Here is a 25,336-nt window from a genome sequence, read left to right as displayed (position 1 = left end):
GACCTGCGCGCGATGTCGCGACGAAGCAATTTCACCCGGTTTGCAGCAGATCAATGACAACTTTGTCAAAATCAGGGAGTTAGAACTTACAACAAAAAGCATTTTATACGACCACAATACGAGACTATACCTATGTATATATTCACAATCTAAACACAAGCATCACTTGAATAAAACGCTTTGCCTTCTTGCTTGGCGTCCATGCACCACGATTTGACGCAATACGATACAATTTAGGGGAACACCTGTCATGCGTGATAATGGTCCTGTCACCAATCGCGAAGTTGAAATGGACGACAAGGATATCCTTGTCTCGAAAACGGACACTGGGGGACGTATCGAGTTTTCGAATAAAGCCTTCGTCGATATTAGCGGCTTTAGCGATGAGGAGTTAGTCGGCTCTCCGCACAATCTGGTGCGTCATCCAGATATGCCGAAGGAAGCCTTTGCCAATTTATGGCAGACCATTAAAAGCGGTGTGCCTTGGCAAGGACTTGTTAAGAACCGAGCCAAAAATGGCGACCATTACTGGGTCCGAGCGAATGTAACACCGACAATCGAAGACGGCGAGGTTACTGGCTACATCTCAATCCGAACCAAACCAACAGCGGCAGAAAAGAAACACGCTGAGAGAGTTTATGCTGACATTCGCAAGGGTGAAGCGAAAGATATAGGTCTTGAGTTTGGTGAGATCATTGACACTAGTGCAATTTCCAAGATCAAGGGCTTCTTTGCCAGCATCAAGGGATCTCTCGCGCTTGCGTTCGGCACACTGCTCGCCCTCATGTTTCTGATTGGTGGCTACGCGCTATATAGTGAGTTTCAGACTGAGAAAGCACTAGAGAGTGTTTATGAAAACCGGGTCAAACCGCTAAACCTTCTCAAGCAGGTGTCCGATGATTATGCCGTCTTTGTCGTTGATGCATCGCATAAGGTGCGTAATGGCAACTTCACTTGGCAAGAGGGTATCGATAGCATTGACCTTGCGGAAAAACGCATCAAAGAGAACCTCGAAATATATTTTGCGCGCGACATCGATCCAGAAGAAGCCGATATAATCCAGAAAGTGCAGGATCTTATCCCTCCAGCAGACGAGTTGATCGGCCGGCTGCGTGCTATATTTGCAGCCAAAGATACATCTGCACTTGATGCCTTGGTAAAGGACGAACTCTATCAGACGATCGATCCCTTAACCGAACAGATCGGCAACCTTTCGGTCGTTCAAAACGCGATTGTCGGGGATCAAGTCACCAATGCCCGTAGCGCGTTCTACATTGCTGCCACGGTTACAGCTGCAATCCTTCTTGCTGCCGCGGTTCTGACATTGGCCTACGGGGTCCTATTGATCCGCAAGTTCCGCCGCCCGCTTGATGAAATGGGCAATCACTTTGAAGCGATGGCACGAAATGATTCTGCCTACCTAATCCCACTTCCCAAAATGCCGGACTTCAAGCCCCTGACCCAGCAGCTTCGCGCCCTGCATGCGAAACTGGCCTATAACCGTCTGGAACGTGATGAAAACGAAGCCAAGGCTAATACCCAGCGTATCGGCGCCTTGCGTGGACTGGCCGAAACTGTCGAGAAAGAACTGCAAAAGGTTGTTCAGTCGATCATTGATCAGACGCGTCGCCTGAACGAAGCGGCTGGTGACATGGCCGGATCGTCCGAACGTGTGTCGGAGAACTCTGAAAGTGTTGCGGCTGCCGCCCACGAAGCCTTGGCAAACGCCGAAACCGTATCCGGCGCATCCGAAGAACTGGCCGCATCGATCCGCGAAATCAGCCGCCAGATCGAGGAAGCAACGACCCTGACAGCAGAAGCCAATCAGGCTGGCCAGAGTGCCGAACAGACTGTGACGTCGCTTAAGGATAGCGTTGATCGCATTGGTGAAGTCGCAGAACTTATCGGCGACATCGCAGCCCAGACCAACCTTCTGGCCCTGAACGCCACCATTGAAGCGGCCCGTGCCGGCGATGCGGGCAAAGGCTTTGCCGTGGTTGCGCAGGAGGTTAAAAACCTTGCCAACCAGACCGCAAAATCGACCGAGGAAATCACCCGTCAGCTTGGAGAAATCCAGAATGTTACCGGCTCGGTGGTTTCCACCGTGCAGCAAATGACAGCAAGCATCCGCAAGGTTGACGAGGTTGCCTCAAACGTTGCGGTCAATGTCCGTCAACAGGATGACGCGACACAGGAAATTGCCCGTAACGTTGTCCAGACGGCCGAAGCATCCAACGAAGTGACCGAAAAGATTGGTCATGTTGCATCCGAAGCACAAGACAACCTTACCCGCGCGGCCGACATGAACCGGATCGCCGAAGAAGTCGATGCAAGCATCGCTGAACTGCGCACCAGCCTTGTTAGAATCGTTCGCACGGCAACTCCGGAGGTCAACCGCCGCAAAGACCCACGTTTTGATGCACAGCTTGCAGTGACGGTAAAAGTTGGCGGGAAATCGATCCGCGGTCAGACCATCGACATTTCAGCCGGTGGGACCAAGGTTTCACTCAACGAGCCAGTGGCCAAGGGCGTCAAGGGTGAAATTACCATTGAAGGGCCAAACACGACCATCCCGTTCGAGGTCGAGCACGCTCTTGATACCATCGCCAACCTCGATTTCGCGCCAAGTAATATCCGTGAGGAACGCTTGAAACTTTGGCTTGAAAAACGCTTTGGTAAAACGAGCACTTAACTCATTTGGCGACCATCGACAGCCAAAACGTCTAAGCCATTACAACCGTCCGGGAGAATTTCCCGGACGGTTTTTTCTTTTTCATGCGCCTAATCTTCGGGCCTTCGGAAAAATGTAAAATTGGGTGCTTGACGGGCTATGTTTGTTGAGGCTATACACCGCTCCAGCCAACGCGAAGGCGCGATGGCGGAGTGGTTACGCAGAGGACTGCAAATCCTTGCACGCCGGTTCGATTCCGGCTCGCGCCTCCACTGATCCGGCATAGCTCAGTTGGTAGAGCAAATGACTGTTAATCATTGGGTCGCAGGTTCGAGTCCTGCTGCCGGAGCCATAAACCCCTGGAACTCAGTTCCGGGGGTTTTTGCTTTTGGGGCAGAATTTTATTCCCACACATTCAACAGTGCGTGCAGCCCTCCCCGGTCATCAATGGCAACGTGTTAACCGTAGTGAAATTCAACCATTTGGAAAATGCCCCAGGGCACTATTCCGCCTGTCGATAGCAGGAGGTGACCATGTTGAAAAAAGACGCGATTTTGGCCGGATTTTCGCAAAAAAGGTCTTGCGGCCTTCGGACTGTTTGATTATACACCTGCCACGCGCATCGGAAGACGCGCAACGCCTGATCCGGCATAGCTCAGTTGGTAGAGCAAATGACTGTTAATCATTGGGTCGCAGGTTCGAGTCCTGCTGCCGGAGCCAATTAAAAAGGGACCGAACGTGATGTTCGGTCCCTTTTGCTTTTGAACGTCAGATAACGGATGTTTGCGCCATGAAAACCGTCAAGATCGAACTGCGCGAAGTCGAACTCGCCACCCTGTCCGGATCCACCCTTGGCTGGCTGATTGTTGGTGACAGCGGCGCCATTCATGGGATGGTCCATCCGATTGACGGTGAACTGTTTACGATTTCATCAAACACAGATCCGCGCATTCAGGCCTTTGGCTGGTGTCCGATGTTTGACAGCCTTGCCCATGTGAAGGGTGATCTTGAAATTGCGCTGGCCATGTCATCCCAGTCCGAGGTTGAAGCCTGGCTCGAGGAATCGGAGCGCTTTGACGAGGAAGGCCATCACGGGCACGTCCACTGATCAAGGCCGCCTGCCCGGTTCTGCCAACTATCCCCAAATTTTGCCGCATAGCACTGCCATAAAAACTTCGTGGTGGCAGTGCTTTATTGATGCACAACAAATCAATATAATTGGCATCGCTCTAAAATACCGCACTGCATCATGAATGCTGTGCTGACAAACCGGCGCATGCATCACCATATAGGGCGAATTGGCCAAACCCCGGCCCCGCCCACACAGGACAAGGCGCAATTTGGCGATGAGTACAATCAACCTCGATCATCTCTTTAAACCGAAATCGGTAGCCGTGATTGGCGCGTCCAATCGCCCGCATTCTGTTGGCTGTGTCCTGATGAAAAACCTGCTGGCAGGTGGATTTGATGGCCCGATCATGCCGGTGAACCCGCGCAGTCAGTCGATTGGCGGCGTTTTGGCCTATCCGGACGTCAACAGCCTTCCGGTGGTTCCGGAACTTGCCGTGATCTGTGTGCCGCCCAAGGGCGTTGTCCCGGTCATGGAATGTCTGGCGGAAAAAGGATGCCTTGCCGCGATCGTTCTGACCGCGGGCCTTAGTGCCGAACAATATGACGAAGAACGCAATGTTAAACAGGCGATGCTTGATATTGCGGCCTCGAAAAAGATCCGCCTGCTTGGCCCGAACTGTCTGGGTCTGATGGTGCCGGGCATTGGCCTTAATGCCAGCTTCAGTCATCAAAGCATCGGGCCTGGCAAGATTGCGTTTGTTTCTCAGTCCGGCGCGCTATGCACCGCTGTTCTTGACTGGGCTGCTGCACGCGGAATCGGGTTTTCGCACTTCATTTCGCTGGGTGAATGCGATGACGTCGATTTCGGCGATGTGATCGACTATCTCGGGTCCGATCCTGATACCCGCGCGATCATGCTTTATATTGAGTCGATCCACGAACGCAGAAGCTTCATCTCTGCCGCCCGTGCTGCGTCACGCAACAAGCCGATCCTGTGCATCAAGTCCGGTCGCTTTGCCGAGGGTGCCGCAGCGGCAGCTTCGCATACTGGCGCCCTTGCCGGGGCCGATGATGTCTTTGACGCCGCGATCAAACGGGCCGGTGTTCTACGCGTGTATACCGTCAGTGAAATGTTTTCGGCCGCCGAAACGCTGTCGCGCATGCGGCCGTTCCGTGGTGACAAGCTTGGCATCGTGACCAATGGCGGCGGGATTGGTGTTTTGGCGGTTGATGCCCTGATCGAACGTCAGGGCCAATTGGCACACCTTGAAGACGAAACCATCGCAGCACTGGACGAAGTCCTTCCGCCGACCTGGTCGCATGCCAATCCGGTCGACATCATTGGTGATGCACCGGGTGAACGCTATGCCAAGACCATTGATGCGGTCCTGAAAGACAAAAACATCGACAGCCTGCTGGTCATGCATGCCCCGACTGCGATTACCGATCCGGTTGAAGTCGCGCAAGGCGTGATTGACACCATCAAGGGCAGCAAAAAGAACATCCTGACCAACTGGGTTGGTGAAGCCACCGTGGCCGAAGCCCGCAACATGTTCTATGCCGCAGGTATTCCGACATATCGTACGCCGGAAAACGCGGTTGCAGCTTTCCAGCACATGGTCAATTTCCGCAAGCTGCAAGATCTGTTGATGGAAACACCGCCATCGGTACCGCACGATTTCACCCCGGATATCGACAAGGCGCGCAGCATCATTCATTCGGCCATCCATGTCGGCCGCCACATGCTGACCGAACCGGAAGCGAAATCGGTTCTTGAATGCTTTGGCATCAACACGGTCAAGACCTTTGCCGCCCTTGATGTGCAGGATGCAGTGACCAAGGCCGAAAAGATCGGCCGTCCGGTGGCACTCAAGATCCTGTCTGATGACATCAGCCACAAATCCGATGTCGGTGGCGTGATCCTGAACCTTGAAAACGGTGAAGAAGTCCGGGCTGCGGCCGAGAAGATGCAACGCATCATCCGTGAAAAGTTCCCGGAAGCCCGCCTGCGCGGCTTTACCGTACAGGAAATGGTCAAACGCGCCGGCGCACGTGAACTGATCGTCGGCATGACCACAGACCCGATCTTTGGCCCGGTCATTCTGTTCGGCCATGGCGGTGTCGAGGTCGAGGTTGTCCGCGACCGTGCCATGGCCCTGCCGCCGCTTAACATGAAGCTGGCCCGCGAACTGGTCGAAGGCACACGCATTCATAAACTTCTGCAAGGATACCGCGATGTACCGGCGGTCAACCTTGAAGAGCTTTACATGACACTGGTGCGCCTGTCGCAGCTGGTTGTGCAGCTTGGCGAAGTTCTTGAACTTGATATGAACCCACTTCTGGCCGACCGCGAAGGCGTGATTGCCCTTGATGCCCGCATCAAGGTAACGCCGAAGGTGATCAGCGATGAAAACCGTCTGGCCATTCATCCGTACCCGCGCCACCTGAAAGAAAAAGTGGTGATGGATGATGGCACGACCTATCTGCTGCGTCCGATCAAACCGGAAGATGAGCCGGCCCACTACGAGTTCATGTCACGCCTGACGCCCGAAGACATCCATTTCCGCTTCTTTGGTTCCGTTCGTGAATTGCCGCATTCGGAAATGGCCCGTCAGACGCAACTTGATTACGACCGCGACATGGCGTTCCTCGCCATTCTCATGAATGGGGACGAAGAAGTCGAATTCCACGGCATTGTTCAGGTCGTGATTGATCCAAACAACGAGAAGGCTGAATACGCCATCATGGTGCGTTCGGACATCAAGGGTCGCGGTCTTGGCCGTATCCTGATGGAAAAAATGATCGAATTCTGCCGTCGCAAAGGCACCGAGACCTTTATTGGTCAGGTTCTGCCGAACAACCGTCGGATGCTAACGCTGTGCGAAAGCCTTGGCTTCAGCCGGAAGTTCATCGCTGATGAGGATGTATTCGAAGTCACCCTGCCCTTGCAGCGTGATCTGGAATAGACCGCGTCATCACCGTCAGACAACAAAAGCCCGGCATATCGCCGGGCTTTTTGCATTCTGACGGGTCTGTCTTTGAAGTCTAGGCGGTTTCTGCGACCAGCTTGGCCTTGATATCGGAAACGGCCTTTTCGGGGTCAATCCCCTTTTCACGCAGCGAATCAATCGCTTCATTCTCGATCGCGCGTAGTTCCCGCAAGGTGGTCTGCACGTCTTCAAGCTGCTGTTCAAGCTCCTCGATCCGACGGCGCCCGACCAGCATCAGGTGCGCGAGCTGTTCTGTCCGGCTGCGATCGGCGTCGTAAAGGTCGATATATTCCTTGATATCCTCAAGCGAGAAGCCAAGACGTTTGCCGCGCAGGACCAGCATCAGCCGCGCCCGATCACGGTAATTATAAACGCGTGTTGCCCCGGCACGCTGCGGTGCCAACAGGTTTTTGGTTTCATAAAACCGGATTGCACGCGGCGTGATATCAAATTCTTCGGCCAGCTCGGTGATGCTATAAAGCTTGTTGTTCATGGTTTTTCTTGTTTGTTGAATGCGGTGCGTCACCATCGCAACATTCCGACAGCCCAGTCAACAACTTTACGCATACGTAAGGTCATAACAGCGGGTGTGGTGCGTTACGATGGCGTCGCTTTAGTCATCACAACTCGGCAGACCGCGAATGTAACCCAGATCAACCGGCACATAATCCGGGCCAGCAAAGATGTCCCCGTCTGTGATGGCACCGGGCCAGAATGTGCGATCACATTTCCATGTGCTGCCATCTGGCATCGGAATGCGCAACTTTTCGCAATACCCCTCGCGATGTTCCGGGCGAAGATCAAAACGCCCACCCAGCCCATCTTCAAATAGCGGAATGCTTGATGCCCGTGGATCGCTCAAAACACCGTTATAAGGATCAAACACATCCGGATATGTCGGATGGTTGACGAGATCGCCTTTAAACAGAACCGGCAACGACCCATCAGAAGACAAGTCAAGCTTGTCTGCCGGGCCAAAGAAGGTCTGATCAAGTGGCATCAGGTCTTCGGGCAATTTGGTGGGATCAGCATGTTCAATCGCGTTGCGCGCATTGGTGAGCCCGCGCGTTGTCCCCTTCTTGATATATTTCTGGCGCAGGAAGAAGCTGTTGTGGAAACAGTTTGAAACGTAATCAGGCTGGGGAACCGAACCACCCTTGCCCAGTTTGAAAACGGCTCCGCCGTTATATTCATCGCCCTCCGGGCCCGGGCGGCTATCAAACCAGCAGATATTGCCGAAATAATACCAAAACCCGCCGCGTACCCCGTCCTGAGAAAACAGCTTGTGGCAATTGTAAAACCGGTTGCGGCCGATCCACCAACCGACCGCTGTGGCTTCCGGTTCAACTGGATTGTCGCGGATATATCTGAACCGGTTGTCAAATATCCGGACATCGCGGTTAAAGCTACCGACTGGTGCATCCAAATTGTGACTGGAAACGTCCATCCGAATGCCGTTATAGCAGTCACAGATATCGTTCCGGATGATCTCGACATCGCCGATAATGTCATCCGATCCAAAGAAGGCACCGTTCAGATAACGATATTTGACCTTGATAACGTTGCCGTCTTCATCCTTGCCGTCGTGAATTTCATCCCAGCGAATCTGACGCCAGATATTCGGGTCCTGTACCCAGCGGCAATCGGAGATCGAGATGCCCCATGTCTGTTCGCCGTTGGCGTAAAAGGCATAGGTGCCCTCGGCAATATCAAGATCGCGAAACGTCAGGTCATGGCTGTTTTCGATATAAACTGCACTTGGCCAGGCCCGCTTGATGGTAAACAGTTCCAGGCGGATATGCGCAACATCAATCAACTGAAAAACCGCGTATCCGTCACGACCCGGATTGCTGGCGGAAACGGTTGGATCGGGGAGTTTTCCGGCATCAAACACCGCATCAGGTTCACCGCGCACAATGATCGGCTGATCTGCCGTCCCACTGCGCGGGAAGCGAAGCGGGTTCGCAAAGCAATAGTCGCCCGCAATCATACGGATCATCTGACCCGGTTGGCTTTGCGCAATCGCCTGATCAAGGGTCAGGGTCGAACGCAATTTTGCGTCAATCCAGTGGTCCTGCCCGTCACTTGATACGTAAACAAGTTCCATAACCCGCCTTCCCTGTTTTTGATTGCAAAACCATAACGCAAAACAACCAGCGGCCAAGTCTGTTGTTTTGAAAAGGCCATTTCTGGAGCCCCAGTGGGACGGATCACATAAAAAGATTCATACCTTTTGCACTTTTGTATGAAGTGTTTTAAATCATAGCGATGTCACAAACCTTTGCGGCATCCGCGTAAAAAGATTACCCAACAAAGGACCCTTTCATGTCCCTCGCCTCCGGACTATTTTCCAAGCTGTCCCTGTCATTGATCATTGCTGCGACCAGCACCAGCATGTCGCACGCGCATTTCCAGAAGATGATCCCCTCGACCAATGTGGTTGATCAGGAAACCGGTCGTACGGTCACGTTTGATCTGACCTTCACCCATCCGATGACCAATGGCCTGGCAATGGAAATGGAAAAGCCGCTACAGTTCGGCATGCAGTTCAATGGCACCAAGACGGACCTGCTTGATCGCCTGACTGCCAAGGAAGTCGATGGGATGTCGGCCTTTGATGCTGAAGTACAATTAAAGGCCCCGGGTGGTTACGCCTTCTTCGTCGAGCCGGTACCCTATTACGAACCCGCCGAAGGCAAGTTCATCATCCAGTACACCAAGACGATCATTGACGCATATGACGCGGGCGAAGATTGGGATCAGATGGTCGGCTTCCCGGTCGAGATCGAGCCACTCACCCGTCCCTATGGCATTTGGGCGGGCAATGTCTTTTCGGGCATGGTGCGTCACAATGGTGAACCTGTCCCGTTTGCCGAAGTTGAAGTCGAATATGCCAATGACGGCAGTATCGAACTTCCCAACGCGACCTTTGCCACCCAGGTGATCAAGGCCGACGCCAATGGCATCTTCCACTACGCCATGCCAAAGGACGGCTGGTGGGTGTTTGCCGCCCTGATTGAGGATGGCACCATGGCCGCGCCTGATACCAACAATCAGGTTCCCGTTGAACGCGGCGGTGTCCTGTGGGTCAAGACCGATCTGATGGACTGAGTTTGCCGGGCAGGTGCGCACCACCTGCCCGTTCCTTTACCCCTGTTTTCCCTGATGCCCGGTTTTGACATGACTTTTGTTCGTACCCTGTTTTTCGTGTTCCTGTTTGCCTTTGCCCTGCCCGTCAGCACGGCCACGGCGCACAATCTGAATGTGTTTGCCATGAGCAACGGCGACACGATTGAGGGATATGTCTATTTCAGTGGTGGTACCCGTGCGCGGCAGGCACTGATCGAACTGCATGGTACGGATGATCGCATCCTGTTCACCACCAAAACCGACGACCAGGGCAGCTTTGCCTTCACTGTAAGTCATCGTGCAAACTATACCGTTTTCACCAACACCGGTGATGGCCATGTCGCGTCCTTTGCCCTGCGAACTGACGAGTTTGCCGAACATTTGCCGATTGCAGGTTCAGAAACAGATGTGACCGTCACACAGGTCAGCAGAACTGGTCCCGACAGCACGGTCGAAACCGACGCGACAGCAACCGAACCGCAATCCTCATACATTTCGAAAAATGACCTTCAGGCCCTATCGCATGACGAGCTCAGCACACTGATCAATCACGCGGTCGCCCGCCAGATCGGCCCGCTTCGAGAAGAGGTCAATGCCTATCGCAATGATGTCCGGCTGTCGGATATTCTGGGCGGGATCGGCATGATCATGGGAATCTTTGGCGTATGTGCGTGGCTCATGGCACGTCGCCAGACCGGAAAGTGAGGGTTCCTCACTTTCGCCTCAAACCCGATCCCCGCTTTCCATCGGCCATTTGGTGTGATGGCTGTCGATGACAAAGCGATGCTGGTGCGTGACCGGCGGGTGGTAGTGCCGATGGCGGTGTTTTTCGCCGTCCCCTTCGTGCTCATGTACATGGACATGATGCGGATCGTTATGATCATGCGGATGTTCATGCCAGAATCCGGGATGACTGTGGCGGATTTCCTGCCTGTCTTCCTTGGGCCAAAGGGTTAAGGCAACGACAGTAGCCACGAACGCCAAACCACCCGATGCCAGAAACGCTACCGCAAGATCGGCCAGACTGCCAAGCCACCCGACAATGCCATAGGCAAACAACCAGCCACCGTGTGAAAGTGCGAAGTTAGCAGCAAAGAACGCAGAGCGGTCCCCGTCGCCAGCAGAACGCTGCACAAGTCGACCGCCCGGCGTCTGGGCAAATGTGGTTCCAGCCCCGGCAACCGCCCAAAGCATGGCGTAAACGACGACCGATGCGCCACCGACTATCATGAAGGCACCGCCCAGTATCATCGCAGTAGCAGCAGCGACAATCCCCGTGAGCATCAAGGGTCGTTCACCAATCCGTTCGATCAGACGCGGGATCATGAATGCAGCACACATCGATCCGGCCCCGGCACAGGCCAAAAAGCTTGTGGTCAACAATTCCGTGCCGCCAAGAACACCGCGGGTCAGAACCACTGTATTGACGATGATCATCGCACCAACGGATGACACGGCGAAATACACCGCCAGAAGCCCTCGCAGACGAGGCGTTTTCAGATACGACGCGATGCCAAAAATCGTATTGGCGTAAACGCCGCCAACCCGATCCGTTGGTGCTGCTTGTGGAACTTGGACGGTCACGATCAAAAGTCCGGAGATCGCGAAAGTCAGGCTGTTGGCCATGAACAAACTATCAAAAGACCAAACCACCAAGAGTGCTGCCGCCAGTGCCGGACTGGCCAGATTTTCAAGATCATAGGCCAACCGGGCATATGACAGGCCCTTGGTATATGCCTTTTCGTCGGGCAGAATTTCCGGAATGATCGCCTGAAATACCGGCGTGAAGGCGGCAGAGGCCGCATTGACGACAAAGACGAGAACAAAAATCTGCCAGACCTGATCAACGAATGGCAGGCAAAGGACAACCGCGGCCCGCAACACATCCAGCCCGACCAGCCATAGCCGGCGCGGCAGCAAGTGTGCCATGCCACCTGCGACCGGGGCGATCACAAGATAGGCCACCATTTTCAGAACAAGGATAGAACCCAGTACCCGACCTGCATCGTCGCCTGCAAGATCATAGGCCAAAAGCGAAAGCGCCACCGTCGTAAGCCCCGTCCCGATCAGAGACGTAATCTGGGCTGCGAACAAATGGCGAAAGGCCGGTTGAGAAAACGGGGATATGCTTGACGTCATCACCGCCCTTTCATGCTCACATGCGGGATTTGGCCGCTCAGGATGCGTCCTCGGCCTGTTTGGCGCGCTCACCAGCAGTACATTTCTTTTGCGGCAATTCAAGCATCTTACCCGTGCGTAGTTCGATGATACGTGTGGCAAGTTTACGCCGGAAATGCGGATCATGCGAAACCAGGATCATGGCTTGCGGCAACCCCAGCAAGATTTCTTCAAGCCGGCGCATGTTTTCTTCATCAAGCGCATTGGTCGGCTCATCGAGCAACAAGACATCGGGCTTCATCGCAAGGACCGCTGCCACCGAAACAAGACGCTTCTCGCCCCCCGAAAGTTCATGGGTGATGCGTTCACGTAAGTGTTTGAGATGCAGCTGATCAAGAACCTCGTCAACGATCGCAAGCGCTTCTTCGCGGCTGGCACCGAGGTTTAGCGGGCCAAAGGCGATATCCTCGATCACGGTCGGGCAGAACAGCTGGTCATCGGGGTCCTGAACAATAAAGCCAACCCGGCAACGCAAGTCATGAAATTCGGCATCCGTAACGCGTGGCGTCCCAAAAGCGCGGATTTCACCAGCATGCGGTTTGATCAGACCAACCAGAATACGAAGCAGCGTGCTTTTACCAGCGCCGTTCGGTCCGGCCAAAAACAGCCGTTCGCCCGAATCAAGCGTGAGACTGACTCGATCTAGCACGTTCTGGCCTACCCGATAGCCATAGGAAATATTATTCAGCTCAATAAGCGAAGACATAAGTTCGATCCAGAATGACCAGAGCAGTAATCAGAACAAGGAAGAAAACGGCAAACACACCATCGCGACCACGAAACGCCATATCATCAATCATCGGAAAATGACCGCTAAACCCGCGGCATTTCATGGCTTCCAACACGCGTTCGGCCCGCTCAAGCGAGCGCACCACCAGCATGCCAAACAGATAGCCGAATGACCGGTATGTATGGGCATTGTTGCGTGCCTTGAACCCGCGCAGTTTCATCGCCATGCGCAGACGGTGATATTCATCATGCAACACCGAAATATAGCGCACCGTGAACATCATCAGATGCACAAGCACGGGCGGGCATTTCAAACGATAAAGCGTATGCCCCAGTGCAACCGGCGTCATCCCCGACAGCAAGCTTAACATCATCAGAACAACCGCATTGGCACGAATACCGACCAGAATGGCATGCATCAGACCTTCCTGGCTGGCCTCCGCCCCAAGGATGGTGACCATCGGTGTGCCGGGTGTCGTAAAGGGCAGCATCACCAACATGACGATGATAAAGCCATCCATTGCTGCCATGCGTTTCAATGTAACGCGCAGCGGCAGATCAGTCAGGCTCATGGTGATGGCAGCAAGACCCAGTGCAGCCAGGGCAAACTCGATCTGATGCAGGGCCACCACGATAATAGCAAAAACACAGGCCGCGACCACCCGAACCCTTGGGTCGAACGCCCCGACAAATGACGGTGTTTGTCCGCCACCTGCCCTGACGTTCAAGGGTTGGTCATGTCCGAAAAGATGGCTCATGCTTTGGGTACTTTTGCTCTTAACCGTCGGGCTGCGATGTAATAGATGATCCCGAAGGCACCGAATATATAGCCAATGCCGCCAAGAATCGATTGAAGATCATTCTTTTCCTTGTAGGCCGTGATTTCACGGCGCAGCGGACGCAATTCATCCCGGACAATGGTGGCAATGATCTCTTCCTGTTCACGGGTAATAGCGGATCCAGTGCCAGAACCACCGGCCGACGCAACTGGCGCCTGCGAAGATGCGGCTGTCTTGGTGCTATCAATGCCTGATAACTCCGCGATGGCAAAAGCAGCCTCGGCCACATGCCCTGCGCCGAGATCCGCGCGAAAACGCAAATCGACCTGCTGGCTTGGCGTATAGACAAAGAAGCCATCGCCATCGGTGGTGACTTCGTCGATCTTGTTGCCTTGCGGATCAAAGATTTCAACCAGCGTATTCTCGGCCATGACGCCGTTGGAAAAGCCGATTTCGCCTTCGACGTTCGCACCACTGGGAAACACAGACGCAATCACCTTGTGCGCCTGTGCTTGGGTACCGCCAAGCACAAGCATGCCCAGCGCCACCATCATCGTAAGAGCCTTAGCCATTGGATGCCTCACCGGCCTGTTTGGCGCGCAAGGCCGCCGCCTGCATCTGGAAGTCCGATATTGAATCTGCCGGTTGCAGCAAGGACGGTTTGACCTTTGCGATCAGATAGACAGCGGCTGCAGATACCAGCCCCTCGACCACCATGATCGGGATATGGGCAAAGAACACCAGCTTGGCGGCCGGAACAAAGCCATCACCGGAAAGCGCCAGAGAAATCGCGACAAACACAGTCGTGAGCGCAATGGAAAATGCACCGGCACATCCGCCAAGCACGGCGGCCGTGACCGGATTGCTGCGTGACACCATGCCCCGGAACAAAAGCCCCGCGAGCACGGCTGGAAACGCGATATTGACCGTATTGACGCCAAGAACCGTCAAGCCGCCAAAACCAAAGAAGATCGCCTGTAGCAGAAGACCGACGAAAAGTGCGGGAAATGCGGTCCAGCCAAGCACCAGCCCGGCAAGACCGCTCATGATCAGATGCACACTGGATGGTCCCACCGGCACATGAATGAGCGAGGCAACAAAGAATGTTGCCGACAAAACCCCGGTTGCGGGAATTTTATCGATTGGCAGTTTGCGCAAACCAAGGCCAAGCCCGGCAACCGCAAGAACACCCCCGCCAATCAAAACTTCCGGTGCCAGCGCACCATCAACAATATGCATCTGTTTTGTCCCTCGCCTATTTCACATCATAGGCGCGAACCCACAGGACTGCATCCTGTGAAAGTTCCTTACCCTGAAATTCTTTTTCAGGGCCGCTGCCAAGTGCTGCAAATCCCCAAAACCCTGCTTTGGGGACACCAAAGGTGAAATACCCGTTTTCATCAGAAATCACCACCACGGCACCGCCCGGCATCGGAGATGCCGTCGGCCCCTTGGGCGCGTTGCTGGCCATATCAGGTTCTGCGGCCATATATTCGACTTCAACCTCAACCCCGGCAACAGGTTGCCCTTCGCTCAGCACACGGCCGGTAAAGGTCGAACCGGCAATGATATTGGTCGGTCGGTTAAGCGGCAGGATTTCGGTCTTAAGACCTTGCGGCTCCATCCAGTCGGTCGGGATTTCGTTGCGGTTCACATAGGATTTCGTGATCTGCTGGATGAAGATATCTTCGCTTTCTTCGTAATACGGGCTTGGCACAACAACCATCACGTAATCGCCACTGCGGCGAAGCGTCAAGGTCGCGTCATAAGCCGCGGCCGAGTTCGCAATTCCGGTGAAGGTAATTGGTGAAAGCGTTGATTTCAAATCGAGTTTCTCGCCGCGATTAACCGCATAGAACTCAAGCGGTTCTGCCATATCCATGACATGGCCATTTTCGAAAGGATGCCAGAAAATCAGCTTAACGGGCTGATCCCCGGCCTTGGTCACGTTTACTTCCGGCGTGTAAGCCAACTGAAAATGTGCTTGTGCCGGCATGGCTGCCGACAGCACGCAGGCGCTTGCAACAGCAAGCCTGCCAAGGGTCTTAAACATGTAATCGTCTCTTTCTCAAACGATGCACGCAGGCCAAAAGCCCAACGCGCAGGGTCAGGACAAAGAACGATAGGATGGCTGGAAGCAAGATTGCGGATCTTTTTGAGACCGTTTGTACCCCTGCAACCTGACGCTCACCCCGGCGTCCAACAGTTTGATACCAAGCGCACAGCACCCGGCAGTCAAAGGCAGGTCTCCTGGCTCGCGGTTTGAAAAGCACTACGCCTTCCCGGTTTGCACCAGTGGCATATGCAGTGCTCTGACCGCTTACAGTTGCGGGGGCAGCCGTGGCCTTGTCATGCATGACGCACCACGTTCCCTTTTAAGTTGATCCATTCAGATCAACACCAAAGACAGGGTAATAATCCACGGGCGACGGATCGCTGTCAACTCTTTGCCCAAGTTGCTGAGGATAATCTTTTAAGCGGATGGCTTGACGCCTTTCAAACCGGGCGCAAAGATCGTGGATAACTTTTCTGACGGGTTAACAAACCTGCATTTTGATGGGCGGAAACATCATGACACCTGAGACAGTTCTTGTTTTCTGGTTCAAGGAACTCGAAGAAAAACAGTGGTTTATCAAGGATACCTCCCTTGATCGCCATATCACGGAACGCTTTGCCGATTTTCATGCTGCTGCCAGCGCCGGAGAACTTTATGGCTGGCGCAAAACTGCCCATGGCCGTCTTGCCGAGATCATCGTTCTAGATCAGTTTTCCCGGAACATGTACCGCGATCAACCGCAATCCTTTGCCTCTGACCCGATGGCCTTGGTGCTGGCACAAGAAGCGGTTTCATTGGGGCTGGATCGCAAACTGGTAACCCCGCAGGAACAGGCATTTCTGTATATGCCCTATATGCATTCAGAATCCGAAATCATCCACGAAGTGGCGATCGATCTGTTTTCCAAACCGGGTCTTGAACACACTTACGAGTTCGAGCTGAAACACAAAAAGATCATTGATAGATTTGGCCGCTATCCCCATCGCAACGAAATATTGGGGCGTTCATTAACGCCCGAAGAACTGGCGTTTCTCAAGGAACCCGGATCGTCGTTCTGAGCACGAAAAAAGGGACGATTTCCCGTCCCTTTTGAGTTCCACCTGTCTTAGGCTAACAATCAGCCGACATCGCTGTCCCGATTGTCCCACCAGCCTTGAACAAGGCTTTCGGCCTCATCCATGTAATCGGCCTTACCGGCAAGGAAGACGGCCATCGCGGCACTGCCTTTGATCTTGGCTTCTGCTGGCGCATCTTCGACGTCACCACGCCAGACCCCCAGAAAATGTTTGAGCGTTACCGGACTTTGATCGTCGCCGTCTTTTTCGGTCTTTGACAGCATGGCTGGCCAGCGAACATCATTGAGCTCGCCATTATCAAGCATCCGCAGATCGACATGCTTGAACGGCGTTCTTTCAGCTTCGCCGCCACCACCCTTGATCACCCCGATGCGCGGCAATTCCAGAAGTCTGCCGGTTTCGCGATGAACATCGAGAAACGCCGGGTGGAACACCCCCAGAAAGGCAGCGCGTGCCTGCAAGGGATTAAGCAACCGCAGCAACGTATTGACCGGGCTTCGCAAGCCCAGAAGCGGACGCAAGCCAATCAGTTCCTGAAGTTTGGGATGCATGTGGCGCAGCGGCAGATAGGCAAACCCCTTTGATCCGATATCAGACCGGGCTTCTTCGGCTGACATCGCGATCGGTAGCTTGAGTGCCTTGATCGCGGCTTCTGTGCCAACACCGTTTACCAGATGCGAATTATAGCCATGCATCAGAACCGGCACGCCGTTCTGCGACAGCAACAGGGCTGAAAGCACGAACCAGGGCAAGCCACGGGTGCGCCCTGCGGCATAGGACGGCCAATCAATTGCTGGACGGATCAAGGCATCATCATCGCCATCTTCATCGGGCTCAAGGCGGGCGGCCTTGCGCACCGCTTCGATCATGCCTGCGAGTTCTTCGGGCGTTTCGGCGCGATAGCGCAGCATCAGAAGGAACGCGCCAAGCTGGATCGGTTCAACCTCGTCCTGCAGGATCATGGTGAAGGCCTTGAACGCTTCTTCGCGGGTCAGGCTGCGCGAACGCCCCGGCCCACGATAAAAGGTCCGCAAAAAGCCCGAAAACGGGTGCGATTCTGGTAAGGCATTCTCATCCTCGAGCTGTTCAAGATGCTCGTCGGTCATAAAACTTCACCGGAATAGTTGTCGTTACTGATCGTGGATGCGCGTAAAGACCCACTCGTTTTCCGTCGAGAGGTCGTCCTGATAGCGATAGCCATCCACGTTAAATTTCTTGAGCTCTTGCGGGTCTTCGAGCCGATTGTCAATCATATAGCGCGCCATCATGCCACGCGCACGCTTCGCCGAGAAGCCGACAACCTTGGCCGTACCACCCTTCACTTCCTTGAAGACAGGCGTGATCACAGGGCCATCAAGGACCTTGGTCTTGATCGATTTGAAATACTCGTTCGAAGCCAGATTGATCAGGCTGCGATTTTTATGGCCCTTGGTAATTTCATTGATTTCTTTCGAAAGCTTGTCGTCCCAGAACGCATAAAGGTCCTTGCCACGCGGATTAGCAAGACGCGTTCCCATTTCAAGACGATAAGGCTGCATCAAGTCTCGTGGCTTCAGCAGGCCATAGAGGCCCGAAAGCATGCGAAAATGATCTTCGGCCCAGTCAATGTCTTTGGCTTTCATGGTATCGGCATCGAGACCGACATAGGTATCACCACGGAATGCGAAGATGGCCGGTTTGGCGTTATTGCGGTCAAACGGGCGTGAAAAATGCTGAAACCGCTGATAGTTCAGATCGGCAAGGTTTTCGCTGATGCCCATGAGCTTCATCAAATCGCTGCGGCTTTTTTTGCGCGCGACATCAACAAGTTCTTCGGTGTCATCGAGAAATGCCGGTTGGGAAACAGACATTTCCGGGACATCTGTTTCGAAATCCAGCTTCTTGGCCGGGGACACAACAGCAAGCATCAATCTGCCTCTTCTCTTTCATCTCGGTTCGATTTGTCGTAACAAGCCACAAGGCATGGGCAATGTCTAGGGCCCAACCCCATGTACAGGAGTATACGGCTGTACATGGATTTGGACCCTTGGCGTTAACCATAAACTTCTAATTTTGCAGAAAATCCGTCTGGTGCAAGCTTTGACGGAAGAAAGGACCCATTATGAGTGAACAAGTTCGCGCGTCGCACATTCTTCTGATGTATGCCGGTTCGGCCCGTTCGACCGCCACCCGCACCAAGGACGAAGCTCTGACCGAAATCAACGCCCTCAAGGATCAGGTTGCAAACGGTGCAGATTTCGCAGAACTGGCAAAAGCCAACTCTGATTGCCCGTCCGGCCAGCAGGGCGGCGACCTTGGTTTCTTTGGCCGCGGGATGATGGTTCCGGAATTTGATGCCGCAGCATTCAGCATGGACGTTGGTGCAACCTCTGACGTTGTTGAAACCGATTTCGGTTACCACCTGCTGCAGCGCACCGCCTAAGCAACCGCTTACGCGTCATGCAAAAAGAAAAGGCTGGCGATTTGATTGCCAGCCTTTTTTTCGTTTTCAGTCGCACCTGTCAGAAATCAACGATCGGTGCGTCAAGTTCGTACTGCGCCTTGTGATCTTCGATCTCAAGCACCCAGACATCAGGATCAAAACCGACCTGCTTGCGCCAGTATTCGTCGCAGGCAAATTCCGTCTCCCTGTCCCCGTCCGGACCACCGGCCACCAGCATCCAGCCCAGATCCCCGTCAAACGTCGTGACACGGGAATAGACAAAGCACCCGCCTTCAAACCGGTTGAGTTTCAAGAGCACAGCACCGGCATCTTCGTTGCCCTTATGGGCCACCATTGCTGTGATCAGGTTGGACTGGCAAATCGCGATCTGCCCGCGCACCCACAGACCGGCTTTAAGACGCGGCTGCATTTAAATCCCTTCCCGCGTTGCTGTCACGTTTTCCGGTATTTGCAGGATCAGATTAGCGTTGGGACAGATATTCTCCCAGATATCCCATTCAGATGGCTTGGCAGCACCAAAGAAGTCGCCTTCGCGGCCCAGCATGTCAAAAATGATCTGGAAATGCAGATGCGGAATCCAGTCGCCATTGATCGGGAAATCCCCAAAGCGACACAACAAATCACCCGCGCTGATTTCCTTGCCCTTGTAAAGCCCATCAAGGGATTCGCGGCTCAGGTGACCATATAGGGTATAGAACTTGATCCCGGCAGCCGGTTCATGCTGCAGGATAATGGTCGGGCCGTAATCAAGATGCAGATTGTTATCGGCGAAGCTGTGCACGACGCCGTCAAGTGGTGCGAAAACCGGGGTATATGCCGGTGCGAACAAATCAATGCCAAGATGCTGACTGCGGGCTTCGCCGTCGTTTTTGAACTGCTCGGACTGATAACAAATCCGGTCTTCGCGATAACGGCCAATGCCAACCGGCGCATTGGCATCTTCGAGTTGCTGCCACATGATTTCGGTCTGGCGTGCCGGATCGCTTTCCCCGCCAATGACGACATCACCGTTCGAAGAAAAGTCGTAGACAATCTTCGCACAGGTTTTGAGGTCGCATTCCATGACCGAGCGGAAGACAGCGCTGTTTTCTTCGAGCCAGGCCCGTAGGCTTGCTGCTTCGGGCATCGGCTCCTGCCCTTGTGCGGAGCGGTCCTGATAGGTTTGAAGACGTTGGGCTGCGGCAGTCGATCGCAAAGCGGTCACGGTGATGGCTCCGAAACAGAAAAAGGCAGGGACGATGCCCTGCCTTTAGCTACATTAATATCTGCCCGATCGGCAAGCCCTGGCTTACCAGTTGGTCACTTCGTACTCGCAGGACACGTCATCATCATCAGTGTCGGTCAGCGCAACCGTCAGACGACGCATCTGCGGGTTAAAGCGTTTGATGAAGTTCAAAAGCAGCAGTGCTTCTTCGGAAAGCTCGCCTGCGTCTTCGTCATCTTCATCAAGTTCGCAAAGCTCAACCAGTTCAAGGAACAGCGCACCAAGCGCACGTTTGACGTCTTCGCCGCCCTTAAGGCCGCCCGTCAGTTCGCCAAGCGGTCCGAGGTCGATTTCAAGCTTCCGCAGGTTTGCGCTCATCTGGTCGATGGCATCTTCATCCAGCACCATCTCGGCCGCGATCATATGCGTGCCGACTTCGTTGATGTTCATGAAACCGACGAACTCGAACAGGTCGTCCTTGGTGCGGCCTTCTTCCAGCAGCTTCTCGGTATGTGCTTCGAACTCTTCGAAGTCGATATCTTCGCCAAGATCGTTTTCAAGATCGCTCATGTCGCTCTCCAATCAAAATTTGCGCTGCTGATACTCTGGATTGCGGGAAAACTCAACCCGGACTGGTGACATGGCCATCTGCTATGCATCCATCACATTGCATGCCAAACAATATTGCGAACGATAACCCATTATCACTAGGATTAGAATTAATCTGATCGACCGGCTTTGAATGGAACCCGCTATGCCCGCCTTTACGCTTCTCGATATCATCGCATTTTGCTGGGCCTTTGCCTGGTGGGTTGGCTACACGCTGTTTGCCGATGCCAGTTCCCGGCGTCGCAATTCCATCTCGGCCCATATGGCGCGCAATCGCCATCGCTGGATGGAACAGATGCTTAAACGTGACATCCGGATGGTGGATACATCCATTGCCAGCAACCTGATTACCGGCATCAGTTTCTTTTCTTCAACCACCATTCTGGTTCTGATCGGTCTGGTCGCGTTGCTCGGCTATACAGACAAGGCGATTGAAACCGTCTCTGCCCTGCCCTTTGCCGCCGTCACCACGGCTGGCGTTTGGGAATGCAAGGTGGTGTTGCTGATCGTGATCTTTATCTATGCCTTCTTCAAATTCACCTGGGCGTTCCGACTGTCAAACTATTGCTCCATCCTGATCGGCGCGGCACCCGGGGCCGATGCGCCAGACGCCGCCCGTGCAGCTGCCCGTGCATCGCGGATGAGCATGATGTCGGCTCATAACTTCAACCGCGGTATTCGTGCCTATTTCTTTGCTCTGTCAGCATTGGCATGGTTCTACCACCCGGTTGCCTTCATCATCTGCGCCACATGGGTGACGCTGGTGCTGTTTAACCGCGAATTCCGATCACATGCACTTGATATCTTAAGCGGTCATCACTGATCGCCGTACCAACGAAAAAGGGCCGCGTTTGCGGCCCTTTTCTTGTTCATAAACAGTGCACTCAAGCGGCCTGCGCCCGACGACGGATCGCAAAGGTCGCAACGATCAGCAACACCATGCCGACCGGAAGTGCGGCACTATAAAGCAGCGTCACCCAACCTGATCCGGCATAGATCGTGCCAGCCGACAGCGATGCGATTGCGACGGTACCAAACACACAAAACTCGTTGATGGCTTGAACACGCGCCTGTTCGGACGGACGATAGTTTTCCGTCAGGAACGTGGTGGCACCGACGAACATGAAGTTCCACCCAACACCGAGCAGCACCAACGACACCCAGAAATTACCCATCAGGTCCTGCCCGGAAAGGCCAACAGCCAAACAAACGAAATTCAGGATCGCACCGGCTTGAATGACCTTAAGCGCCCCAAACCGTTTGATCAGGTTGCCGGTAAAGAAGCCCGGCGCATACATGCCGACAACATGCCATTGGATGATAAAGGCGGCATCGCCGAAGGCATAATTGCAATCAAGGATCGCTAGTGGTGTTGCCGTCATTACAAAGCTCATGACCGCATAGCCAAGCGCACCTGCAATGATCGCAACAATCACAGCTGGCTGGCCCATCACGGTCTTAAGCGGACGTGCCGGTTCCGGATGCTTGTGCCCGCGCATATCGGGCAAGCGCAGCTGGCCAATCGCAATCACCAACAGGAATTGCAATCCGATCAGGGCGACGAAGGTTCCAAGGAACGGCACCGTGTCAAACCAGTCACGCGCAAAGCTTGCCAGGTTCGGCCCGATGAAGGCCGAGGCCAGCCCACCCAACATGGTGTAGGAAATCGCACGTGCGCGGAATTCCGCCGGTGCGGCTTCGGCTGCGGCAAAACGATACTGCATGGCAATGGCGTTACCCGCCCCGATGCAGGCACAGGCCATGCAAAGCAGCCAGAAATTGGCGTAGTAAACCGCGCCCATTCCCGACACCGCGCCCATCATGGCAATGGCAGCGCCCATCCAGAACCCAAAACGACGCCCCTTCTTGGCCATGATCACGGCCGACGGGGCCGTCATTGCCATCATGGCAATCATCATGCAGGCGACCGGCAGGGTTGAGAGGGATTTGTCACTGGCGAGTGAAAAGCCGATCACGGCCGCGACAGTAAAGATCAGCGACATCGCACTGGCAGATAGCGCGACGCACAGACTTAAAATCATAATGTTCCGGCGGACTTCCGGGCTCGACATTTGGGGCTCCCTGTTTTGGCGTTGGTGGCGCCAATTTCATGTTTTTGACAAAACGCGCCTTTGGCAACGGCTTGCGTCTTGCTCTACAAGTTTGTCCTGTTATATTGGCTCTTCACCTTACGGGATAGTGTCAATGCACGGCTTTGCCGACAAAAAGTTGAAGATCGCAGAAAACACTGCACGCCAGATTGGCGTTGCGGCGGTCCGTGCTGTCCCGAAAGTCGCTTTTTTCAAAGAGCGAACTTGACCTCATCCTTAAATTCCTTTTCTTGTGCATTTACCCCGCGTAAACATGCGGGTCGTATATGTGCATTACTGAATTATGCCCGCAGATAAAGCAGAGTTGAGCCAACCATGATTGCCCTGACCCTTCCCGATGGTGCCGTGCGCGAATTCGACGGCCCGGTATCGGGTTTCGATGTCGCCAAAAGCATCAGTTCTTCGCTGGCAAAGAAGTCCTTTGCCATCATCGTCAACGGTGAAGTGCGCGACCTCGCGCGCGAGATTGACACTGACGCGACTATCGAAATCGTGACCAAGGGCCATGCAGAGGTTCTGCCGCTGATCCGTCACGATTGCGCACACGTCATGGCTGAAGCCGTTCAGGAACTTTATCCCGATACGCAGGTCACGATTGGCCCGTCCATCGAAAACGGTTTCTATTACGATTTCGCCCGTGAAACGCCGTTCACGCCTGATGACCTGGTCAAGATCGAAAAGCAGATGCACAAGATCATCGAACGCAACGAGCCGATCGTGCGTGAGGTCTGGGACCGTGATGAAGCAATCAAGTTCTTCCTGGACAAGGGTGAAAAGTACAAGGCCGAGATCATCCGTGATCTGCCGGAAACCGAAACCATCACCTGCTATCGCCAGGGCGATTTCATCGACCTGTGCCGTGGCCCGCATGCGCCGTCGACCGGCAAGATCGGCAAGGCCTTCAAGCTGATGAAGGTTGCCGGCGCCTATTGGCGTGGCAATTCCGACAATGAAATGCTGCAGCGTATCTATGGCACCTGCTGGGAAAGCAAGGAAGACCTTGATGCGTATCTGCACATGCTTGAAGAAGCTGAAAAGCGCGATCATCGCCGTCTTGGCCGTGAAATGGACCTCTTCCACATGCAGGAAGAAGCCCAAGGATCGGTCTTCTGGCATGACAAGGGTCTGAAGCTTTATCGCAAGGTTGAAACCTATATCCGTGACCGCCTTGATGCGGCCGGATACCAGGAAGTGCGCACGCCGCAGCTTGTTGACCGCGTGCTTTGGGAAAAATCCGGTCACTGGGAAAAGTTCCGCGAGAACATGTTCACCACGACCCCGGATGAAGATGATCCGGAACGTGTTCTGGCGCTTAAGCCGATGAACTGCCCGTGCCACGTGCAGATCTTCCGTCTTGGCAGCAAGTCCTATCGTGACCTGCCGCTGCGTATGGCGGAATTTGGCTGCTGTCACCGCAATGAGCCGTCCGGCGGCCTGCACGGCATCATGCGCGTGCGCCAGTTCATTCAGGATGATGCGCATATCTTCTGCACCGAAGATCAGATCGTCTCGGAAACCAAGATTTTCTGTGACCTTCTGAAGTCGGTTTACAAGGATTTCGGCTTTACCGACATTCTTGTGAAGTTCTCCGACCGTCCGGAAGTGCGTGCCGGTTCTGACGAGATTTGGGACAAGGCCGAGGCGGCCCTTCGTGAAGCAGCCGAGGAGGCTGGCCTTGCCCTTGAAGTCAACCCGGGTGAAGGCGCGTTTTATGGGCCGAAGCTTGAGTTTGTGCTGCGTGACGCGATTGGTCGTGACTGGCAGTGCGGCACCCTTCAGGCCGACTTCGTTCTGCCGGAACGTCTTGATGCGTCCTATATGGGCGAAGATGGTGAGAAACACCGTCCTGTGATGCTGCACCGTGCGATCCTTGGGTCGCTCGAACGTTTCATTGGCATTCTGATCGAAAACTATGCCGGTCGCCTGCCGCTGTGGCTTTCGCCAGTTCATGCGGTTGTCTGCACCATTACCAATGACGCCGACGATTATGCCCATGAAGTCAAGGCGGCGCTCGAAGCCAAGGGCCTCAATGTTGAGCTCGATACCCGTAACGAGAAAATCAACTACAAGGTCCGCGAGCACAGCCACGCCAAGGTTCCGATGATCCTTGCGCTTGGCAAACGCGAAGCCGAAGAAAAAACTGCTTCGGTTCGCCGCATTGGCTTCAAGCACCAGAAGACCTACGGCATTGATGAACTGGGTGATGCGATGGCGGCTGACATCCGTGATCGCGTGATCGAAGCCGAGTTCTGATCAAGCGAACATAAACAAATAAAAAGCCCGCAAGTCA

23 protein-coding genes, 3 tRNA genes and 1 riboswitch are annotated in these 25,336 nt (G+C 54.1%); of the genes, 12 read left to right on the top strand and 14 right to left on the bottom strand.

Going from position 1 to position 25,336, the window contains the following annotated elements:
- The first annotated feature begins 250 nt into the window (after nt 1-250).
- The 6 genes from UF64_RS12820 (at nt 251) to UF64_RS12795 (ending at nt 6,708) form a co-directional block, all read left to right on the top strand.
- Nucleotides 251-2,692, top strand: coding sequence for a methyl-accepting chemotaxis protein (locus UF64_RS12820; protein WP_052657625.1), 2,442 nt, complete (start codon nt 251-253; stop codon nt 2,690-2,692).
- Between the two features lie 177 nt (nt 2,693-2,869).
- Nucleotides 2,870-2,943, top strand: a tRNA-Cys gene (locus UF64_RS12815).
- A 4-nt stretch (nt 2,944-2,947) separates the two neighbouring features.
- A tRNA-Asn gene (locus UF64_RS12810) sits at nt 2,948-3,023 on the top strand.
- A 292-nt stretch (nt 3,024-3,315) separates the two neighbouring features.
- Nucleotides 3,316-3,391, top strand: a tRNA-Asn gene (locus tag UF64_RS12805).
- A 70-nt stretch (nt 3,392-3,461) separates the two neighbouring features.
- Nucleotides 3,462-3,779, top strand: a complete 318-nt coding sequence (locus UF64_RS12800) for a hypothetical protein (protein WP_044828895.1) — start codon at nt 3,462-3,464, stop codon at nt 3,777-3,779.
- 238 nt (nt 3,780-4,017) lie between these two features.
- Nucleotides 4,018-6,708: a bifunctional acetate--CoA ligase family protein/GNAT family N-acetyltransferase gene (locus tag UF64_RS12795; protein ID WP_044828894.1), complete on the top strand. Its 2,691-nt coding sequence runs from the start codon at nt 4,018-4,020 to the stop codon at nt 6,706-6,708.
- A gap of 79 nt (nt 6,709-6,787) precedes the next feature.
- Here the strand turns inward: UF64_RS12795 and UF64_RS12790 are convergent, their stop codons facing one another.
- Nucleotides 6,788-7,225, bottom strand: coding sequence for a MerR family DNA-binding transcriptional regulator (locus UF64_RS12790; RefSeq protein ID WP_044828893.1), 438 nt, complete (start codon nt 7,223-7,225; stop codon nt 6,788-6,790).
- A gap of 120 nt (nt 7,226-7,345) precedes the next feature.
- On the bottom strand, nt 7,346-8,839 hold the full coding sequence (locus UF64_RS12785) for a hypothetical protein (protein ID WP_044828892.1): 1,494 nt from the start codon (nt 8,837-8,839) through the stop codon (nt 7,346-7,348).
- A 218-nt stretch (nt 8,840-9,057) separates the two neighbouring features.
- Here UF64_RS12785 and UF64_RS12780 point away from each other — a divergent pair, with 218 nt between their 5' ends.
- A complete protein-coding gene (locus tag UF64_RS12780; RefSeq protein ID WP_044828891.1) occupies nt 9,058-9,843 on the top strand; it encodes a DUF4198 domain-containing protein in 786 nt (261 codons plus the stop codon).
- Between the two features lie 69 nt (nt 9,844-9,912).
- Complete coding sequence (locus UF64_RS12775; RefSeq protein WP_152630685.1) at nt 9,913-10,566, top strand: hypothetical protein; 654 nt, start codon at nt 9,913-9,915, stop codon at nt 10,564-10,566.
- Nucleotides 10,567-10,584: 18 nt separating this feature from the next.
- Here the strand turns inward: UF64_RS12775 and UF64_RS12770 are convergent, their stop codons facing one another.
- From UF64_RS12770 to UF64_RS12745, 6 genes are read right to left on the bottom strand one after another with little or no spacing between them, the layout of a single operon-like run.
- Entirely contained in the window at nt 10,585-12,000 is a 1,416-nt protein-coding gene (locus UF64_RS12770) for an MFS transporter (RefSeq protein ID WP_044828889.1), read from the bottom strand.
- 37 nt (nt 12,001-12,037) lie between these two features.
- Nucleotides 12,038-12,745 (bottom strand): energy-coupling factor ABC transporter ATP-binding protein, encoded by a 708-nt coding sequence (locus UF64_RS12765; protein ID WP_044828888.1) that lies wholly within the window; start codon nt 12,743-12,745, stop codon nt 12,038-12,040.
- Nucleotides 12,729-13,526 carry a cobalt ECF transporter T component CbiQ gene (gene cbiQ / locus UF64_RS12760; RefSeq protein ID WP_044828887.1) on the bottom strand — a complete coding sequence of 266 codons (798 nt, stop codon included), beginning with the start codon at nt 13,524-13,526 and terminating at the stop codon, nt 12,729-12,731. The genes UF64_RS12765 and cbiQ overlap by 17 nt, the downstream gene beginning before the upstream one ends.
- Complete coding sequence (locus UF64_RS12755; RefSeq protein WP_044828886.1) at nt 13,523-14,119, bottom strand: hypothetical protein; 597 nt, start codon at nt 14,117-14,119, stop codon at nt 13,523-13,525. The genes cbiQ and UF64_RS12755 overlap by 4 nt, the downstream gene beginning before the upstream one ends.
- Nucleotides 14,112-14,786, bottom strand: a complete 675-nt coding sequence (gene cbiM / locus UF64_RS12750) for a cobalt transporter CbiM (RefSeq protein ID WP_044828885.1) — start codon at nt 14,784-14,786, stop codon at nt 14,112-14,114. The genes UF64_RS12755 and cbiM overlap by 8 nt, the downstream gene beginning before the upstream one ends.
- A gap of 16 nt (nt 14,787-14,802) precedes the next feature.
- Complete coding sequence (locus tag UF64_RS12745) at nt 14,803-15,600, bottom strand: DUF4198 domain-containing protein (protein WP_044828884.1); 798 nt, start codon at nt 15,598-15,600, stop codon at nt 14,803-14,805.
- Nucleotides 15,601-15,769: 169 nt separating this feature from the next.
- Nucleotides 15,770-15,967, bottom strand: a riboswitch (cobalamin riboswitch).
- A 151-nt stretch (nt 15,968-16,118) separates the two neighbouring features.
- Between UF64_RS12745 and UF64_RS12740 the strand changes: the two genes are divergently transcribed.
- The gene (locus tag UF64_RS12740; protein WP_044829028.1) at nt 16,119-16,661 is read left to right on the top strand and encodes a DUF924 family protein; all 543 of its coding nucleotides are present in this window, start codon (nt 16,119-16,121) and stop codon (nt 16,659-16,661) included.
- A gap of 59 nt (nt 16,662-16,720) precedes the next feature.
- Here UF64_RS12740 and UF64_RS12735 read toward each other — a convergent pair whose 3' ends face one another.
- Together UF64_RS12735 and yaaA are read right to left on the bottom strand one after the other, a co-directional pair.
- The gene (locus UF64_RS12735) at nt 16,721-17,785 is read right to left on the bottom strand and encodes a glycosyl transferase family protein (protein ID WP_044828883.1); all 1,065 of its coding nucleotides are present in this window, start codon (nt 17,783-17,785) and stop codon (nt 16,721-16,723) included.
- 24 nt (nt 17,786-17,809) lie between these two features.
- Complete coding sequence (gene yaaA / locus UF64_RS12730) at nt 17,810-18,586, bottom strand: peroxide stress protein YaaA (RefSeq protein WP_044828882.1); 777 nt, start codon at nt 18,584-18,586, stop codon at nt 17,810-17,812.
- A 194-nt stretch (nt 18,587-18,780) separates the two neighbouring features.
- On the opposite strand from yaaA, the gene UF64_RS12725 reads away from it, so the two are divergent.
- On the top strand, nt 18,781-19,101 hold the full coding sequence (locus UF64_RS12725; protein WP_044828881.1) for a peptidylprolyl isomerase: 321 nt from the start codon (nt 18,781-18,783) through the stop codon (nt 19,099-19,101).
- Between the two features lie 79 nt (nt 19,102-19,180).
- Here the strand turns inward: UF64_RS12725 and UF64_RS12720 are convergent, their stop codons facing one another.
- The 3 genes from UF64_RS12720 to UF64_RS12710 all read right to left on the bottom strand — a co-directional run bounded on the left by UF64_RS12720 (nt 19,181) and on the right by UF64_RS12710 (nt 20,896).
- Nucleotides 19,181-19,531, bottom strand: coding sequence for a DUF1491 family protein (locus UF64_RS12720; RefSeq protein WP_044828880.1), 351 nt, complete (start codon nt 19,529-19,531; stop codon nt 19,181-19,183).
- Complete coding sequence (locus UF64_RS12715) at nt 19,532-20,326, bottom strand: peptidoglycan DD-metalloendopeptidase family protein (protein ID WP_044828879.1); 795 nt, start codon at nt 20,324-20,326, stop codon at nt 19,532-19,534.
- Between the two features lie 84 nt (nt 20,327-20,410).
- Entirely contained in the window at nt 20,411-20,896 is a 486-nt protein-coding gene (locus UF64_RS12710) for a hypothetical protein (RefSeq protein WP_044828878.1), read from the bottom strand.
- A 172-nt stretch (nt 20,897-21,068) separates the two neighbouring features.
- On the opposite strand from UF64_RS12710, the gene UF64_RS12705 reads away from it, so the two are divergent.
- Complete coding sequence (locus UF64_RS12705) at nt 21,069-21,758, top strand: DUF599 domain-containing protein (protein WP_052657623.1); 690 nt, start codon at nt 21,069-21,071, stop codon at nt 21,756-21,758.
- 61 nt (nt 21,759-21,819) lie between these two features.
- Here UF64_RS12705 and UF64_RS12700 read toward each other — a convergent pair whose 3' ends face one another.
- Entirely contained in the window at nt 21,820-23,007 is a 1,188-nt protein-coding gene (locus UF64_RS12700) for an MFS transporter (RefSeq protein WP_044828876.1), read from the bottom strand.
- Nucleotides 23,008-23,361: 354 nt separating this feature from the next.
- On the opposite strand from UF64_RS12700, the gene thrS reads away from it, so the two are divergent.
- Nucleotides 23,362-25,299, top strand: a complete 1,938-nt coding sequence (thrS, locus tag UF64_RS12695) for a threonine--tRNA ligase (RefSeq protein WP_044828875.1) — start codon at nt 23,362-23,364, stop codon at nt 25,297-25,299.
- The last annotated feature ends 37 nt before the right edge of the window (nt 25,300-25,336 follow it).

Origin of the sequence: Thalassospira sp. HJ (assembly GCF_000948415.1) — a bacterium.
In the GTDB taxonomy this organism is placed as follows: Bacteria; Pseudomonadota; Alphaproteobacteria; order Rhodospirillales; family Thalassospiraceae; genus Thalassospira.
Note: the sequence above shows the minus strand (reverse complement) of the source record. Positions and strands in the feature narration are given on the sequence as shown.